At 44.5% G+C, this 17,688-nt stretch carries 15 protein-coding genes and 1 tRNA gene; 6 read left to right on the top strand and 10 right to left on the bottom strand.

The annotated features are described in order from the left end of the window. Positions 1 to 2: 2 nt before the first annotated feature. The 4 genes from mobC (at position 3) to ACPYIV_RS07190 (ending at position 7,136) form a co-directional block, all read left to right on the top strand. Positions 3 to 2,015: a conjugal transfer protein MobC gene (gene mobC, locus ACPYIV_RS07205; RefSeq protein ID WP_425886226.1), complete on the top strand. Its 2,013-nt coding sequence runs from the start codon at positions 3 to 5 to the stop codon at positions 2,013 to 2,015. A gap of 58 nt (positions 2,016 to 2,073) precedes the next feature. After that, positions 2,074 to 3,420, top strand: a complete 1,347-nt coding sequence (locus ACPYIV_RS07200) for an RNA-binding domain-containing protein (protein ID WP_425886225.1) — start codon at positions 2,074 to 2,076, stop codon at positions 3,418 to 3,420. Between the two features lie 297 nt (positions 3,421 to 3,717). Beyond that, the gene (locus ACPYIV_RS07195; protein ID WP_425886223.1) at positions 3,718 to 5,022 is read left to right on the top strand and encodes a DUF4099 domain-containing protein; all 1,305 of its coding nucleotides are present in this window, start codon (positions 3,718 to 3,720) and stop codon (positions 5,020 to 5,022) included. A 26-nt stretch (positions 5,023 to 5,048) separates the two neighbouring features. Beyond that, positions 5,049 to 7,136: a DNA topoisomerase 3 gene (locus tag ACPYIV_RS07190; protein ID WP_425886222.1), complete on the top strand. Its 2,088-nt coding sequence runs from the start codon at positions 5,049 to 5,051 to the stop codon at positions 7,134 to 7,136. Positions 7,137 to 7,233: 97 nt separating this feature from the next. On the opposite strand, the gene ACPYIV_RS07185 is transcribed toward ACPYIV_RS07190, so the two are convergent. The 9 genes from ACPYIV_RS07185 to ACPYIV_RS07145 form a co-directional block, all read right to left on the bottom strand. Further along, positions 7,234 to 7,752, bottom strand: a complete 519-nt coding sequence (locus ACPYIV_RS07185; RefSeq protein ID WP_195335191.1) for a dihydrofolate reductase family protein — start codon at positions 7,750 to 7,752, stop codon at positions 7,234 to 7,236. Between the two features lie 396 nt (positions 7,753 to 8,148). After that, on the bottom strand, positions 8,149 to 10,221 hold the full coding sequence (locus ACPYIV_RS07180) for an AAA family ATPase (protein ID WP_425886221.1): 2,073 nt from the start codon (positions 10,219 to 10,221) through the stop codon (positions 8,149 to 8,151). Beyond that, the gene (locus tag ACPYIV_RS07175; protein ID WP_004294815.1) at positions 10,184 to 10,543 is read right to left on the bottom strand and encodes a helix-turn-helix domain-containing protein; all 360 of its coding nucleotides are present in this window, start codon (positions 10,541 to 10,543) and stop codon (positions 10,184 to 10,186) included. The genes ACPYIV_RS07180 and ACPYIV_RS07175 overlap by 38 nt, the downstream gene beginning before the upstream one ends. 216 nt (positions 10,544 to 10,759) lie before the next feature. Next, on the bottom strand, positions 10,760 to 11,605 hold the full coding sequence (locus ACPYIV_RS07170) for an RteC domain-containing protein (protein ID WP_054349212.1): 846 nt from the start codon (positions 11,603 to 11,605) through the stop codon (positions 10,760 to 10,762). A 62-nt stretch (positions 11,606 to 11,667) separates the two neighbouring features. Then, positions 11,668 to 12,123, bottom strand: coding sequence for a cupin domain-containing protein (locus ACPYIV_RS07165; RefSeq protein WP_151872283.1), 456 nt, complete (start codon positions 12,121 to 12,123; stop codon positions 11,668 to 11,670). A 14-nt stretch (positions 12,124 to 12,137) separates the two neighbouring features. Beyond that, on the bottom strand, positions 12,138 to 13,088 hold the full coding sequence (locus tag ACPYIV_RS07160) for a bifunctional helix-turn-helix transcriptional regulator/GNAT family N-acetyltransferase (RefSeq protein WP_151872282.1): 951 nt from the start codon (positions 13,086 to 13,088) through the stop codon (positions 12,138 to 12,140). Between the two features lie 143 nt (positions 13,089 to 13,231). Beyond that, positions 13,232 to 14,014, bottom strand: coding sequence for a PhzF family phenazine biosynthesis protein (locus tag ACPYIV_RS07155; RefSeq protein WP_205128622.1), 783 nt, complete (start codon positions 14,012 to 14,014; stop codon positions 13,232 to 13,234). Positions 14,015 to 14,024: 10 nt separating this feature from the next. Further along, complete coding sequence (locus ACPYIV_RS07150) at positions 14,025 to 14,654, bottom strand: CatA-like O-acetyltransferase (RefSeq protein WP_054349210.1); 630 nt, start codon at positions 14,652 to 14,654, stop codon at positions 14,025 to 14,027. Further along, complete coding sequence (locus tag ACPYIV_RS07145) at positions 14,651 to 15,118, bottom strand: GNAT family N-acetyltransferase (RefSeq protein ID WP_054349209.1); 468 nt, start codon at positions 15,116 to 15,118, stop codon at positions 14,651 to 14,653. The genes ACPYIV_RS07150 and ACPYIV_RS07145 overlap by 4 nt, the downstream gene beginning before the upstream one ends. A gap of 167 nt (positions 15,119 to 15,285) precedes the next feature. Here ACPYIV_RS07145 and ACPYIV_RS07140 point away from each other — a divergent pair, with 167 nt between their 5' ends. Next, the gene (locus ACPYIV_RS07140) at positions 15,286 to 15,738 is read left to right on the top strand and encodes an Lrp/AsnC family transcriptional regulator (RefSeq protein WP_054349208.1); all 453 of its coding nucleotides are present in this window, start codon (positions 15,286 to 15,288) and stop codon (positions 15,736 to 15,738) included. Between the two features lie 377 nt (positions 15,739 to 16,115). Further along, a tRNA-Ser gene (locus tag ACPYIV_RS07135) sits at positions 16,116 to 16,203 on the top strand. Positions 16,204 to 16,343: 140 nt separating this feature from the next. Here the strand turns inward: ACPYIV_RS07135 and ACPYIV_RS07130 are convergent. Continuing rightward, positions 16,344 to 17,342, bottom strand: coding sequence for an IS110 family transposase (locus ACPYIV_RS07130; RefSeq protein ID WP_290092606.1), 999 nt, complete (start codon positions 17,340 to 17,342; stop codon positions 16,344 to 16,346). Positions 17,343 to 17,688 lie beyond the last annotated feature (346 nt).

Genomic DNA, 17,688 nt, shown 5'->3' with positions numbered 1-17,688 from the left:
TTATGCAGCAAGAAGATGATTTGAGAGGGCTTGCAAGGGTCATGGACTTTATGCGGGCTGTCAGTATTTTATTCGTGGGAATAAACGCGTACTGGTTCTGTTACTCCACCCTGAAAGAGTGGGGAGTGACCTTTGAGGTAATAGACAAGATACTGTGGAACTTCCAGCGCACTACCGGGCTGTTCTCGTCTATCTTATGGACAAAACTATTTTCGGTGGTGTTCCTCTCCCTGTCGTGCATCGGCACTAAGGGCGTAAAAGAGGAAAAGATAACATGGACGAAGATACATTGCAGCCTTGCGGCGGGTGTGGTGCTGTTTTTCCTGAACTGGTGGCTGCTGGAACTTCCGCTGCCACACACGGCGGACACCGTGTTTTATATCGTCACGCTGTCGGTGGGTTATATCTGTATGCTCATGGCAGGTACATGGATGTCCCGATTATTGAAAAACAACCTCATGGATGATGTCTTTAATACCGAGAACGAAAGTTTCATGCAGGAAACAAGGCTTATCGAAAACGAGTATTCCGTAAATTTGCCTACCCGGTTCTACTATAAAAAGAAATGGAATAATGGCTGGATAAATGTTGTAAACCCCTTCCGTGCCAGTCTTGTATTGGGTACACCGGGCAGTGGTAAGTCGTATGCGGTGGTAAATAATTACATAAAACAGCAGATAGAGAAAGGTTTTGCCCTCTATTGTTATGATTATAAGTTTCCTGACCTTTCAGAAATCGCTTATAATCATTTGCTTAACCATTTGGACGGCTACAAGGTAAAGCCTAAGTTTTATGTTATCAATTTTGACGACCCACGCAAGAGCCACCGATGCAACCCGATAGATGCCAGCTTCATGTCGGACATTGCGGATGCCTACGAAGCCAGCTACACGATTATGCTTAACCTCAATCGAAGCTGGATAAGCAAGCAGGGCGATTTCTTCGTGGAAAGTCCGATTATCCTGCTTGCAGCTATTATTTGGTATTTGCGCATCTATCAGGGCGGTAAGTATTGCACGTTTCCCCATGCCATAGAACTGCTGAACAAGAAATACGCCGATGTGTTCACGATTTTACGCAGCTATCCCGAACTGGAAAACTACCTTTCCCCGTTCGTAGATGCTTGGGAGTCTGATGCTAACGAACAGTTGCAGGGGCAGATAGCGAGTGCGAAAATCCCGCTTTCAAGGATGATTTCACCCGCCCTTTACTGGGTAATGACGGGCGATGATTTCTCGTTGGATATAAACAACCCGAAAGAGCCTAAAATACTGGTTGTCGGCAACAATCCCGACCGCCAAAATATCTATTCGGCGGCACTGGGATTGTATAACAGTAGAATAGTGAAGCTGATAAACAAGAAAGGTCAGCTTAAAAGTTCGGTGGTAATAGACGAGTTGCCAACGATTTATTTTCGTGGGCTTGACAATCTGATTGCAACCGCCCGAAGCAACAAAGTGGCGGTTCTGCTGGGCTTTCAGGATTACAGCCAGCTTACCCGTGACTACGGGGACAAGGAAAGTCGTGTGATACAAAATACTGTGGGTAACGTGTTTAGCGGTCAGGTAGTCGGTGAAACGGCAAAAATACTGTCGGAGCGTTTCGGAAAGGTGTTACAGAAACGGCAGAGTATGACAATCAACCAGCGGGAGAAGTCCACCTCGATAAGCACCCAAATGGACAGCCTGATACCTGCCAGTAAAATATCCAACCTCACGCAAGGCATGTTCGTGGGGGCGGTAGCGGACAACTTCGATGAACGGATAGAGCAGAAGATTTTCCACTGTGAAATCGTGGTGGACAATGAAAAGGTGAAGCGGGAAACCGCCCGTTATGTGAAGCTGCCGCAGATAATCGACTTCACCGACAAGGACGGCAACGACCGGATGCAGGAGGAAATACAAGCCAATTACGACCGCATCCGTCAGGAAGTCCGGCAGATTGTCGAGGACGAGATAACCCGTATCAAGAACGACCCGGAACTGTGCCATTTGATAAGGGAGGAAGAAGAATAACCGATATTCTTTCCTGACACACAGTATTTTTACTAATTTTGCAGACAAATAAAAGAGTATGAACGAAAACCAAAATATAGAATGGAAAGAAAGCTGGCGTGACGAGTATCTGAAATGGATATGCGGCTTTGCCAACGCCACAGGCGGTAAGATATATATAGGTATGAATGACAGCGGTAAGGTAGTCGGCGTTGCCGATGCTGACAAACTGCTGGAAGACATACCGAACAAAGTGCGTGACGTGCTGGGTATCATCGTGGACGTGAACCTGCTGGAAGAAAACGGACTGAAATATGTCGAGATTGACGTGCCGCCTTACTCAAATCCTATCAATTACAAGGGTCAGTACCATTACCGTAGTGGCAGCACGAAGCAGGAGTTGAAAGGTGCGGCGTTGAATCGCTTTATCCTGCAACGTACTGGCAGGCATTGGGATGAATTTCCCGTAGAGTGGGCAGGTATAGAGGAACTTTCCACCAGTGCATTAGACCGTTTCCGCAAGGAAGCGGCGAGAAGCGGACGTGTGGATGAAGATGTGTTGAAAGATACAGCCGAAAACCTGTTGCACGATTTGCGGCTGATAGATGCCCAAACCAAATGCCCGACCCGTGCCGCCTTGCTGTTGTTCCACCCCGACCCGGAACGCTTTGTGACTGGGGCATACATCAAGATAGGTTTCTTCCGGGACGATAAAGGTAACTTGGAGTTTCAGGACGAGGTTCACGGCTCTTTAATGGAACAGGTGGATAAGGCTATGGATTTGATAAAGACCAAATACCTAATCTATCACATTTCATACGAGGGTATTTCCCGGCGTGAAACACCGCAGTTCCCGGTGGAAGCTGTCAGGGAGTCACTGATGAATGCCATAGCCCATAAAGATTATGCCAGTGCCGTACCCATTCAGATTAGCGTGTTCCCCGACCACATCACTTTTTGGAACGCCGGGCAGTTGCCGGAGAACTGGACAACCGAGAAACTTTTTGAAAGTCACCCGTCCACTCCCTATAATCCGCTAATCGCCAACGCCTTTTTCAGAAGCGGGGACATTGAAAGCTGGGGACGTGGTTACAAGCGTATTTTGGAAGCGGTCAGCGCATACAAGCTGTTGCCGCCCAAACTTGAAATGTTAAGCGGTCTGATGATTACCTATTATACCGATATACGTTCGCAGCTATTGGCGCAGCGGGCAGATGAAAGGTTTATACCTATTATCGAATATGCAGCCCAAAATGGAAGTGTTACCAATTCGGACGTTCAAAGAATATTGAATACCAATAGAACCACCGCTTACCGTTTGTTGCAACAAATGGAAACGTGGTTGGAAATGCAGGGCGTTACTGGCAAAAACACATATTATACAATCAAAGGTTTACCAAACGCTTCACAAACGCTCCAAAAATAAGCTGTTTTTTAGCTTTGATTTTTATATATAGCTTATTATAAAGTGTTTGCTAAAATCACAAACGCTTCATAAACGTTTCACAAATGGCTCATCAAAAGAGAGTGATTAACTTCGCTCTCTTTTTTTATGCCCTTTTCCAATACTGCAACCAATGGTTGCGGAATTTCATCCCGACCGGACAATTTCAGACAGCGCAGGACAAATGCGGACACTCCTTTCCGCCTATCCAAATATAGCATATTTAGTGGCTACCTTTGGGCGGGACTATTCCCATAACCACTAAAATTCCAATTATTTATGGCAAACAGAATGACCCCGCCCGCAGAGGGGCAGGAAAAAGACGTGCTGCTGGTCTTGGATAAACAGCAGGGTAAGGTGAGTGCCGTCAAGGGTATCGACAAGGAGGGCAATTTGCAGACCGTATCGCCGACGCATGGCGGCGAGTTCATGCAGGTGGACAAGAACAGCGATGTGTTCAGTAACTTCATTTCCAATTTTTTCCGCAAGTTTCAGGACACTTCCGGGCTGGAACTGTTCAGCGTAAAGGCTTCCGAAGCGGAACAACAGGCAAGGGCAATCGAGGACAATCACCGCAACCCGACACCGGAGGGCAGCAAACGAACAGAAATGCTTCGAGTTCCGAAGCCCGACTTTCACGAGTTCAAGCAGGGCTACCGCTTCGACCCGGCAAAAATCGACTGGGAGAACCTGAAAAAAGTCGGCATCACCGCCGACACCCTGAAAAACACGAAAGACTTCGACCGGGTGATGCGTGGCTACAAGTCCCGCAACACCTACACCGTTTCGGGGACGGTAGGCGGCTTTTACCTCAAACCTACCGATGTTAAGCTCTCTTTCTATCAGGCAAAGGACGGTACGGTAGTACCCAAGCTGCATGGCGTACAGCAGGATGAAAAGCTGTTGCAACGCCCGTTCCATGAACACGACTTCACCAAGCAGGAACAGGGCAACTTGCAGGGTACTGGCAACTTGGGCGGCATTACCCAAATCAAAGACCCGAAAAGCGGCGAACAAATCCCCGTGTTCGTCAGCCGGGACAGGTACACGCACGAACTGGAATACATGCGGGCAGACAAATGGAAATGCCCCGATACAATCTGTAACGTGAAAGTCAGCCCGGAACAGAAAGCCGCCTTTGAAGCCGGGCAAGCGGTCAAAATGGAAAACCTGCAATTCAGGGACGGCACGAAGCGCAGTGCCTATCTACAGGTCAGCGCAGTGGAGCGTGGCTTGGAGTTCCTGCCCCGTGCCGCCGTCCAGTTCTTACAGCAGGGACAGCAGCAAGTAGCCGGGCTAAAGGACGGGCAGGGCGTTGAGTTCAACGGTCATGTGCAGTCCGGCGCACAGGGCAAATCCCCCGACAAGGTGCAGCCGAAAGACGTTACCCCCGCTGCCGAGAGCCGGACACAGGTAGCGGTCAATACAGAGGGCAAGACCAACGAAGCCACCAAGCAGGGCAAAGAGCCGTTGAAACAGGGGCAGCAAAAGCCTACCGCCAAGCAGAAAGAGAAGCAGGACAAGGCGCAAGACAAGAGCCTGAAAGCGGACAAGCCCAAAAAGTCCAAAGGAATGAAAATGTAGTACCCACCCTTAAAAAGTAAAGAATTATGATTGCATTGATAGCAGAGAAGCCCAGCGTGGCAAAAGACATCGCCCGTATCATCGGGGCGACACAGAAGAATGACGGTTATCTTTCCGGCAATGGGTATATGGTGACATGGGCGTTCGGCCACTTAATCCAGCTTGCCATGCCGGAAGCCTACGGTGTGGCGAACTTCCGCAGGGAGAGCCTGCCCATCCTGCCGCCCGATTTCCAGCTAATCCCCCGTCAGGTGAAAGCCGAGAAAGGCTACAAGGCAGACCCCGGCGTGTTGAAACAGTTGAAAGTGATTAAAGAGGTATTCGACCAGTGCGACAAGATTATTGTAGCCACCGATGCCGGGCGTGAGGGCGAATTGATACACCGCTATATCTATAACTATTTAGGTTGTACCAAGCCCTTTGTACGCCTGTGGATAAGCAGCCTTACCGACAGGGCAATCCGTGAGGGGCTGGATAACTTGCAGCCGGGAGAGCGTTACGATAACCTCTACCTTTCTGCCAAGTCCCGCAGCGAAGCCGACTGGCTGATAGGTATAAATGCCACCCAAGCGTTGAGCGTGGCAGCCGGGCAGGGCGTGTTCTCGCTGGGTAGGGTGCAGACACCCACGCTCGTGATGATATGCAGCCGCTATTTGGAAAACAAGAACTTTGTCCCGACCAAGTTTTGGCAACTCAAAGCCGATACCGCCAGCGGTAGAATCAGTTTCACCGCCCAATCTACCGCCAAGTGGGAGCAGCAGCCCGAAGCCATAGCCGCCCTGCAACGGGTAAAGGATGCCGGGCAGCTTGCGGTGAAGTCCGTTGAAAGGAAAGAAACCAGCCAAGAACCGCCCCTTTTGTATGACCTTACCACGCTACAAAAGGAAGCGAACACGAAACTGAACTTTTCGGCGGACAAGACTCTTTCCATAGCGCAAAGCCTGTACGAAAAGAAAGTGATGTCATACCCCCGAACCGGGAGCCGCTATATCCCGGAGGACGTTTTCGATGAAATGCCGGAACGTGTCGCCATGCTGGGGCAGTACCCCCGCTTTGCCGGATATGCCGCCGGATTGAACGGCGTAACGCTGAACCGCCGTAGCGTGAATGACGGCAAAGTGACCGACCACCACGCCTTAATCGTGACTGAAAACCTGCCCGGTGAACTCTCCAAAGACGAACGGGCGGTTTACGAACTGGTAGCCGGGCGTATGCTGGAAGCCTTTTCGGGCAGGTGCGTGAAAGACGTAACCACCGCTGTGCTGTCTGCTGGAGATACCGACTTCACGGTGAAAGGGTCGGTGATGAAAGAAGCCGGGTGGCGTGCCGTATTCAGCGAGCAGGAAACGGGAGAGGATGAAGAAATCGCCAGCCTGCCGCCACTCCAAAAGGGCGAAAACCTGCCTATTTCCAACGTGGAACTGTTGGAGAAACAGACCAAGCCGAAACCGTTGCACACGGAAAGCAGCCTGCTTGCTGCAATGGAGAATGCCGGAAAGGAACTGGAGGATGCCGAACTGAAAGCCAGCCTGAAAGATGCCGGGATAGGTACACCCGCCACCCGTGCGGCGATTATCGAAACGCTGTTCACCCGCCAATACATCGTGCGTGAGAAGAAGAACCTTGTACCCACCGACAAGGGGCTTGCCGTTTACAGGATTGTCAAGGACAAGAAGATTGCCGATGTCGAAATGACGGGTATGTGGGAAACCGCCCTTGCCAAGATAGAAGCGGGCAGCATGGATGCCGACACGTTCCGAAAGGGTATCGAGGTGTACGCAGCGCAAATCACGGCGGAACTGCTTTCGGTACAATTATCTGTTGCGGGCAGTGAAACCTGTCCCTGCCCCAAATGCAATAACGGGCGTATCCTGTTCTACCCGAAAGTGGCGAAGTGTTCCAACGTGGACTGTACGCTTACCATATTCCGAAACAAGTGCGACAAGCAACTTTCCGACAAGCAGATTGTCGAACTGGTGACGAAACGCAAGACCGGGATAATCAAGGGCTTCAAGGGCAAGAACGGCAAGGCTTTCGATGCTTCGCTGGTGCTGGACGAACAGTTCAATGTCGCCTTTTCATTTCCCGAAAAGAAAGCCAAACCGAAGAAATAGCCTATCTTTGCCACTGAAATTTCATTGTGATAGGTTTTACGACTTATGATAATTGAAATTTTAGTGGTTGCGCCCGGAGGGAAACCGGGCGCATTTTTTATATGTTTCCGCTAAACAGGTAAGTCGAACAGACCACCCCGTTATCCAGCACCATGCTTTCCGACAGCTTCCATTCCGAGCCTAATGTTTCCCCGATGAAACCGATACCCTTGCCCACCATGACGGGGACGGTGTAGATAGTCAGGCTATCCAACAGTCCGGCTTTTATCAGCGAAGTAAGCAACCTGCCACCGCCCACCACTAATATATCGGTTTCCTGTTTCAGTTCATAGACCCTTTGCAGCGGTTCTTCGGTCAGGAACTCCACACCGCAGTCCGGCGTAACATTGGTATCGTAGTGTGACACCACAAAAGACCGCTTGCTTTTGTGCGGCCACCCGCCCCAGTGTTCAAAGATGTAATTGTAGGTGTTCGCCCCCATAAGCAGGCAATCCGCTTCCAAATATTGTTTGCCAACGATATTTTTTATTTCACGGGGTAGCCAGTCCAGTTCATAATCCAGTGTGGCGGTATGCCCGTCAAGAGATACGGCGATGTGCGCTTTAATTTGTTTCATCTTGTTAGGTATTAAACAGTTTAATAATCCGCATTTAACTGTCCACCAATATCCTAAAAAAGAAGCGTGACCTTACACTGCTTCAAAGCGAGGTACTGGCATACCCAAATGAGGAAACAGGCAAGACCACGCTATGATAAAACATAGCATATCCTGCGCTGAATATCCCCTCATTTTGAAAAGTGCCAGTTTTCGCTTTGGGACGTTCGGCGAACGTATATGTTATATATAAAGACGAAATCACAACCGAGGCTGTTCAATCGCCGTTATTTTCTTATGTTACTTTTGCAAAAGTAGTAAAAATCACTGGAATAACCTTGTAAATAGTAGAAATCCTGCCGTGTTATCACAACAGGGCAGGACACAAGCACCTAAAATTACACAAGACCCATACGCCTACGGGCGGCTTGTGTTCCATTGAAGATTATATGAACCGATGACAAAACAGCTTTGGTTCGCCGTGTCTTTGGTGATGATGTCCCTTTCCCGCATGAAGCGGATATAGCTCTTTGCGGTACGTTCCTTGATGTCCAAGACCTGCTGCAACTGCTCGCAAAGGTCTATGTAGGTAATGCGTGTCTGCCGCCCGAAGATGTCCCGTGCGACATTCACCAGTTCCCTTTCCTTGCGCTTCTCCTTTTCCTTACGGGGCTTCTCACCCTTGTACACGTGCATCCCTGTTTCCTTGTCCCATGCAAAGAGCATCAACGGCACGTCCAGCGGGCTTCCGTCCCTTACTTTCAGGGCTTTCACGACTGACTGGGTGGGTTCATCGTCTTTCTCTATCGAAAGGATTGTAGCCGCCTTACGTTGCAGTTCGCTACCCAAATGCCCACGTAACTTTAATCCGTTAGGGACGAAGTGCAGCACACAAAGAATACACGTGTTATAGATGCCCGCCAGCCGATAGAGTTCATCTATCACCGCCACACTTTCCGTTTCATCGTTGGCACTCTTTACAAGGTCAGCGATGCCGTCAATGACGACCAACTGGATGCCGCCGTACTGGTAGTAGAACTTATCCATGCTCTGCATAATGGCGTTCAGGCGTTCTTTGCGTGACATACCCGTCAGGCAGAACGCTTTCAGTTCATCGGGTTTGTCCGGCTGTTTGGCTCGTGTCAGCAGGTTGCTTACATTCTTGAACAGTTGCACTTCCGACTGTTCTGTGTCATAGAGCAAGACCGCCTTGTGCCTGCCGTTGGCGGTTATCTGTATTCCCAGCGTATCTACTTCCGCACCAGCCGGGCAGATGCAGCCCGCCACGATTGCGGCTACATAATTGCTCTTGCCCGTTCCCTCGCCCCCGGTGATGCCGAACAGGTTGCCTTGTGTTCCTAACGGAACGTCACCCGCCGAAATAATCTCTTGCGCTTTGGCGGGCGGGTTGTTGAAATCTATCTCGCACGATTTTAGCATAATCAATGTGTCGCTATACAGGTTGTCTAAAAATTCGATAAACAGTTTCAGGAAATCTTCACGGGTGTTCCCGGCTTTGAAGTAGTCGGAAATGTCCTTTTCCTCTTTCGTACCCGGAAGCGGTAGGAGCAGGCGTTTCACTCCAAATTCTTCCAACAGTTTTTCCTGCTTGCATGAACTTTCCCTGCCCGTCTTGTCCATGTCAAAGAGCAGGACGATGTGCTTGAATCGGAACGTCAGCCGATATACCAGCGTGGGCGGTATAGTCACCGTTTCGCTGTTGAAGCAGATAGCGTGAAAACCGTGTGCCGCCAGCGAAAGCACGTCTTTCTCGCCGCCCGTGATGAAGAGCGTGTCGCCTTTTGCTGGCAGTTGCTCCAGCCCGAAGCAGTAGTTTTCGCCGAAGCTGCCGCCATAGAGGAAGCGGGGCGTGGAGAACGGGCGGTACAGCTTGATATGCTGTTTGCCCTTGTAGCCGTACATGGGTTCTGCCACCGATGAAGTGTAGGTGTACGGTTTGCCCTCTGCCGTTTCGCTGTTGTACTCCCGGAGCGAGCAAACCTTGTAACGTTCCAGCAGTTCGGGCGTGATGCCGTACTGTTGCCAGTACACCAGTTCGGCAAGCGGGAACTTCTGTTCCCGGAACTGGTAGGGCTTGACAGGCTTTTCGGGCGTTTCTTCGGGTTTGTCCGCCACTGCCCGGCGGACGGTTGCCGGGGGAACGGAAACCGGAGTGCCGGAAGCCAGCCCTAAACCCAAATCCCGGTCGATGATTTCCAGTATCTCCACGAAGTCAGCCGCCCGGTTGCAGTCCAGTCCCTTTAACTGCCCCACGAGGAAGAAACAGTCGCCGCTGTAACTGTCGTTGCCGAAGTCTTTCATCTTGTAGATGCTGCTCCGGCGGTCGAAATAGATGTTGCAGGAAGCCTTGCTGTCCTCGTACAGCGGGTTAAGGAAGTTGCGACCTATGCGCCAGTTTCCGGGCAGGTAGTGTTTGAATATCGCCAGCCCGTTACTTGTTCTTTCTAAGATTTCCTCTTTCCTTAGCATACAGTTGGTGGTTGGTTATCAGGTTGTCGATGTTCTCCTTGTTGCTCCTTATCAGGCGTTCTTCCAGCATCCGGCGTATCTCGCTGACCTTGTAGAAATAGCGTCCCCTGATGTTGGAATAGGCGATAGTACCCGACACCCGCAGGCGTTGCAGGGTCTTTTCACTTATTTTCAGAAACGTGCAGACTTCGTAGCTGTCCACCCACATATCTTCTTCACTTTGCTTTGCCATTTCCGCATGATTGAAGATGTAATCGGCAATAGCGGTAATCTTGTTGTCCAGTTCCTTATAGGCTTTGGACTCGAATGTTATTATTTCCATAATGGTAACTGATTGATTTGCCGCAAAGTTCGGAAGAAGAAACAGCCTAAAAGTCATGGTTGTACCTATCATGGTATTACTTTTTTGGGGCTGTTTTAAGTCGTAAATAGTTCAAATTCCTTGAAAAAACATCGGTTTTATGACGTTTTTCGCTATAAAAAAGGAAGTACCATGTTGGGGTGAACATGGTACTTATAAATATTGAAATACAGAGTGTTATTTCATATCATCATCATCCATGCGCTTAATAAGGCGTTCGATTAGATGATGAAGATAAGCTGTTCGGTCTTTTCGTTCTTTCATAGCGATATATGCGGCATAATAATCCCCCAAATCTGTATGAAAAACAGTGCTAAGAAAATTCATCATCTCTTTTATTTCTACATTGCCATTATTAAAATCTCCTGATGATGCAAGAGAATATCCCAATTCAACAAGAGAAACTTTCTTACCCGTGAAACGGAAAGGATATTTGTTTAATCTCTGTAAATTATCTTCAATTTGATTATCTGTTTCAAGTTTGATTAGCCTTTTATTGAGATATATACGTAACATTTCATTGGCTATTATCTTGGCTACTTTGTAGTCATATCCAGTTGAGAAATTCGGGTCTTTGTCAAATTGTGCGCTATCTGTACATAGACGTAAATCAGCTTTTCCTCTAACGAAATAGTATTCATCATATACAGTTGAATGGGAACGATAGTATTGATAGAAATCCAAATTTCGGTTGAAAAAGTAAGTCAGGCTATCCAGTTCCCGGTTTAAATAATTCCGGATAACCACATTACTTCCATTGGGACATTGCGTTTCTATCCGATAAATCTTGTAGAAGAATAATAAACGACCAAGTATTTCCGGTTTCTGTGTCTTGAAAAAGGAAATTTCATCTTCTTGTGTTGGAAAAACATAAGTTTGCAATCTATTTCGCAAGTCGTTCACGACAGATTGCAAGCGATGTACCATTGAAAGAGAAGTTTCGATAATATCATAACCGTAGAGGTCGATTTCGTCAATCTCTAAATCAATTTGAAATAATATTTTGTCGAATACTTCTTTCATTTGCAGATTATTAAATCATAGTCCACTTTGCAACTATCCATTGCAAAGTGGACTAATATAATTTATAAATAATCTTCTCGTTGGGGGGTAAATACATCTACCACTTCTCCACCTTCAAGAACTTCAAATGAATGTAGGGTATTTCCCGGTATGGCATAGCTATCTCCTGCATGGAGTAATATGTCAATCGGATTTTCTGAGGTTTCTACTTTTAGCCGATATTCTCCTGAAATGACATATCCGCATTGTTCATGAGGATGTTGATGTGTTGTTGCAAAATTGCCTTTAACATAATTCATTTTAGTTACCATAGATTTTTCACCAACAGCCAAAGAATCCAATGAAACCCCCTTAAAAACTTTTTTTAGGGCTTCTTCTTTTCGTACTACGATTTTTTTCTTTTCCATGTTTCTTCTTTTTAAATTAAACATTTTTTTACTATTTGTTTTTGAAATGTTTTCTTTAAATGGATAGCAGTATAATTCGGCTACACTTAAAACGAATAATTTGCTAAGCATATAATACTTTTGATTTATATTGATAGTTCCATTTGAATATCTCCTCTTTCGTATGCAGGATGATATTCGGTAAGCTCTTTGAAACCTAATTTTTTGTAAGTGTGAATGGCGGGCTTTAATAGGGTATTGCTTTCGAGGAAAAGTTTTTTTGCTTTCATTGTTTTTGCCTTATTAATAGCAGCTTCACAAAGTAATGTTCCAATGCCTTTTCCTCGTACATTGGGACTAACAGCAAGTTTCGCTAATTCATAGTCATATATAGGGTCGTCCATTTTACAGAGAGCACATACTCCTGCTGGAGTGTTTTTATATATAGCTACGAATATGAAACCGCCTTTATCTATTATGTATTCTTGTGGGTGGTCGAGATAGTCCAAGTCATGTGGTTCTATTTTCCAGTGTTGTGTAATCCATTGTTCATTCAATGACTTAAATACTTCTTTGTAGCATGATTTATATAACACGACTTCTATATCTTTTTTTTCTCTCTCTATCCGTGCTTCTTTAACTCGTTGTAGCAGGCTTTTTTCTGTGAGCAAGTCTTCCCATTCTCCGATAGCTCTCCACAAGTCGTGACGTGTTTCTTTGGAAATACATTCTACAGCTACTTCTACGTCTTTACAAAGTTCAGTTAGCATAGTTGCAATATGCTTTCCACGAGATGATAAGGTAATTACTGTACGCCTCTTGTCTGTCTTATCCTCAATTCCTTTTATCAGCCCCTTTGCGGTCATTTCCCTTACGATGTTGCTCACGGACGGGTGACTATGCCCAATTTCTTTGGCTATTCCTGTCACTGTTTTTTCTTCTCCATCTGCTAATACGAAAAGTAGTGGAAACCATTTAGGTTTGATGTCAATACCATACAATTTATAAATACAGTTTGCATCGGCAGTTACAGTATCTGTTAGCATACGCAATCTACTACCAATAGCCATTTTACCTGTTTTTTCAAAAAAATCCATAATATTATGTTTTTGAATACGTAATTGATTACGCAAATATATAACATAATTTTTACCCTGCAAAAAATAATTGAATTTTTCTCTAATGCAAGGTGCAGTTTATGTTTTACTATGATAGTCTAAATACTTGTATCGTTAAGTCGTCAGATAAATATATAGGATTTTGAATACAATACACATTCTCCTGCTATTATTATTCTGTCATTTTCTTTATGACAATGCAAAACACCACCTCTTGAAGATGCTTGATAAGCAAGTAAATCATTTTTTCCCGTTATTTTGCTCCAATATGGAATGATGTGACAATGTCCGGAACCACAAACCGGGTCTTCCGGGACGCTGTGCTTAGGAGCAAATGTACGACTGATACAATCGTATTTTTCATCTTTAGCGGTGACATGCAACAATACTCCTTCCAATTTTTCTACTTCACTCAAATTAGGAGTTAAATTATATACATCCTCTTTAGACGGTAGCACACATACCAAATCTCGCCCAAGATATACCTCTATAGGATATACGCCTATTGCTTTTACAATTGAGGGTGGCGTATCTATCAATTTCAATGGGAAAGCAGGCAAGTCTATATAATACAGATTGTCTTTTCGGGTAGCTTTCAAAACTCCGCTTCGAGTGTGAAATGATATGGTCGTTTTGTTTGGCTCTACAAAAGAAGTTATTACATATGTTGCTGCTAAAGTTGCATGTCCACATAAATCAATTTCCATTTTTGGGGTAAACCACCTGAGTTTATATTGCTCATTTTCTCTCACCACAAACGCTGTTTCTGAAAGCTTATTTTCCATAGCTATTTTCATCATTAATTCATCAGGTAACCATTTTTCTATCAAACAAATGGCTGCTGGATTTCCGGAAAAAAGTTTATCCGTGAACGTATTCACGATGTATTGTTTGATTTTTTTCATCGAAGAAGTATCATATTTCAAGTTCATTAATCATCTGCTGAAGCCTTTCATAGAATTTACCTATGTGATAGCCGTCAATGACTTTATGGTTTGCATCAACGGACATGCCGAGTGAAAGTCGTTCATCTTTTTCGATGTATTTGCCCCATGCTATACGAGGTATTGCGTCATCGGGATTAAGAAAATGCTCACTTGATGATGATGTCATGTCTATCCAAGGAAGACATGACATATAAATCAATTGATACTCGGGACAGTCCTCACCACCGGAAAAGACCGTTTGGCAGTCCGTCAGTGACATTACTTTATCTGTGTATTCCTCTAATGAAGAAGTCAATGCGCAATTGACTACCTGAAACGCTTCGCTTCCTTTTTTAAGGAATGTAAGACTTGGTATAGTCTCTCCAACATCGTATATTTTGCCGTCGATGAAGCGAAGACGAAAGCACTCAATGGAGTTGGCTGCCTTTCCTACAAGGTACACCAACGAGTAATAAAATGACAGACCGTGAACTTTTGTAAATCGTTTAAGATTTGTCACGTCAACACGAAATGCGACATGGTAGAAAGGGAAATCAAGATGACGGAACACATCATAGATTCCTTTTCTCTCCCATTTTTCGATATCTAATTCTTTCATAATTCTATCATCATTTGGATATCGGTACGTTGATAGTGTGAGTTTCTCAAAGGAATTTCGATAAATCCCTTTCTGCGGTATAGACGAACCGCTGCTTCAAGTTTCACACTTGTATCTAAAAACAGTTTCTCTGCACCTTTTGATTTTGCTGTTTTGATAATTGCATCAACAAGCCTTTCTGCAATACCATTGTGTCGATATTGAGGTCTAACGCTTAATTTAGACATTTCCCAAATGTTTTCTTGAGAGTGAAAAACAAGTGCGCATACTCCTGCCACGACATTGCTATCTGCATCTAATGCCACCAATATTTCACCGCCTGTTTCTATGTAAGCGGCTATAGGATTAGCAAACAATTCTTCATCAGACGGTTCAATCCAAAAATATTCGTTAAGCCAAGATTTGGTAAGCTCAACAAATTCATTTTTGTATTCGTTTTTAAATGGTACAATTTGAATATTCATATTTTACAGTTTTATATTATTTCCTGTGCAAAGATATTAAATGCGGAAAAAATATTAAATAAAGAGTTTGATAAGCGGAAAATATCTTATATTTGTGAGATAAATCAAAAATATTCCTGATTTCTTATGTGGGTATATATTTGAAACAGGAAAAAATACGGTAAAAAATGGATGCAACAGATAAAATTATACTGAATGCCCTTCAAAAGGATGCCAAATTAAACATGAAAGTATTGGCTGATGAATTGAATATTTCTAAAAGTCCTTTATATGATAGAGTTAAACGTTTAGAAAATGAGAAATATATTTCTCATTATGCCGCTATTGTGAATAAGGATAAAGTCGGCAAGCCATTAGTGGTATTTTGTCGGCTTGCGTTGTTAGTCCATGAGCATGAAAGCTATGCCCGTTTTGTAGATGAAATAGTGCAATTGGAAGAGGTGATAGAATGTTATTCCATTGGTGGAGAATATGAACTTTTAATTAAAGTGGTTCTTGAAGATTTGGATGCTTATGATAAGTTTAGGTTTGAAAAACTGACACGTATAAATGGCATTGCCAAAATAAATAGTTCAATTGCAATACGTGAATTGAAAAATACCACTTATATAAGGCTTTAGTAGGATTAGTGTTTCATAGTAGTTGTTCAAGTGACAATTTAGTGCAAGGTGCAAGTATATATTTATATATATAGCTTGCACCTTGCACTAACCACAGAATATTTATTTTCAATGATTTGCGTATTTCAAAAGGAAGCGTTATCTTTGAACCCGAAAGTTAGGCAGACAAACAGCGGTCAAAGTCGGACAGGCTTAACGGTTGAAAATCGTTACTGTTTCGTTACCTATTTGAAATTTTGAAAGTAAAGTAGCTGACACATAAGCGGTTAAAGTTATAGGTTCAAAACCCTCTTTCTCCGCTGAAAGCAGCAAAAAGCTGCTTTTTATGTTTTATGGAGGCTGGTTGCTTCCGGATCTACATGATTTCAACCGAAAAAGGAGAGGTGCTCGAGTGGTTGAAGAGGCACGCCTGGAAAGCGTGTAAACCCCTAAAGGGTTTCGCGGGTTCGAATCCCGCCCTCTCCGCAAAAAGCTCCAACGATAATAAATCGTTGGAGCTTTTTTTGTGAAGGATTCCATATAGATCTATTCTGGCTTATTGTAATCTATGTTCCCAACCAAATAAACGGAAAGATTTTAAAACAAATTAAGAATATTGCAAAAATCTAAGCCGTTTGGTCGAAAGTTTGGTTCCTGACCAATGCACAGATTCGATGTATCAGTTTGTTTCTAATATTGTTTATAACTAAATTATGATGCTTCCCCTCTTCTCTTTTGCGCCTGTAATATTCTCTTAATATTGGATCATGTATGGCAGCGGTTCGTGCCGCTTGGGTGAGTAGCGTGTTTAGTTTTTTATTGGCAAATCCACTTGTCTTGGCATTGCTTTTGACACTGGAGCCGGAGGTTCGTTGGAACGGTACCACTCCCGCATAGCAGGCCAGCTTGCGCGGATCGTCAAAACAGGTGAAGTTTTCGGTATAAACGATCAAAGCAAGGGCGTTGACAAAAGCCACGCCTTTGATGGATGTAATACGCTCATAATTGTTTTTGATCTCCTCTTCACTGTTGATCAGATCCATTATTTCCTTTTCCACATCTTTTATTTCACGGTTCAAGTTATCCACTTGTGTCAGGCTATGTTGATATATGTAATCTGTTGCGTGATTCCCTTTTAGGACCGAATGGAGTTCTTTGGCATGTACCAATGCTTCATTTTTCATTTTCACCAATAAATCACGGAATGTGAAAAATGAGTGCAGCGCCCGGATGGTTTCCGTATTGGGGGTATAGACCTTGGCCATATCCTCGAAACGGCAAGCGTATTGTGCGATCAGCAATGAATCCAATTTATCGTTTTTCCCGCGTTGCATGCCGCTGCTGTGTTTGATCCTGTAAGGATGTTCCAGCCACAGTGTATAACCCTCGTGCGCGAGAGTGTTACTCAAACAAACGCTGTAAAGTCCCGTGTTCTCACCGCAAAAGAGCATCTGATCTTTGCCTGTCTGCGGATAGCTATCACAAAGCCATGCCAACAGACTCTCATGTCCGGCAACATCATTACTGAACTCACGGTGGACACCTGAAGATATGTTTTCTTTCTCTATCACACTTACATCTACTTTTTTCTTGGAGAAATCAATCCCGATAAATAATTTATTCATACCTTTATATTGTTTTTGGATTAACCGAAAGCAGGAATGGGCTACTACTCTAAATGATATCCTATTATATATCAATAATCTATTTAGTCTTTGCCTGCTTGACTAACGGAAGTCTGTTACAATAACTAGTCTTTAAAGACTATCGTTTTCCATTAGTGTACTTCCGTTAGTCGGTTAATTTAGTTTCTTCATACAACAAAGATATAAATTAACCTCAGCTTCTTGCTTTACGCAAACTTAGAGTACGTTTTTCTCAAATACCCGTTAGTCTAAATCGAAACAGTAGCACATGAAATTTGATTTTCTACCCCATTTATTTTAAATTACCCTTGCGGGTAATATTTTT

This window comes from Parabacteroides vesiculifaciens, from assembly GCF_049860805.1.
Taxonomy (GTDB): domain Bacteria; phylum Bacteroidota; class Bacteroidia; order Bacteroidales; family Tannerellaceae; genus Parabacteroides.
The sequence above is the reverse complement of the archived record's forward strand: the minus strand, read 5'-3'. Positions and strand labels throughout refer to the sequence as shown.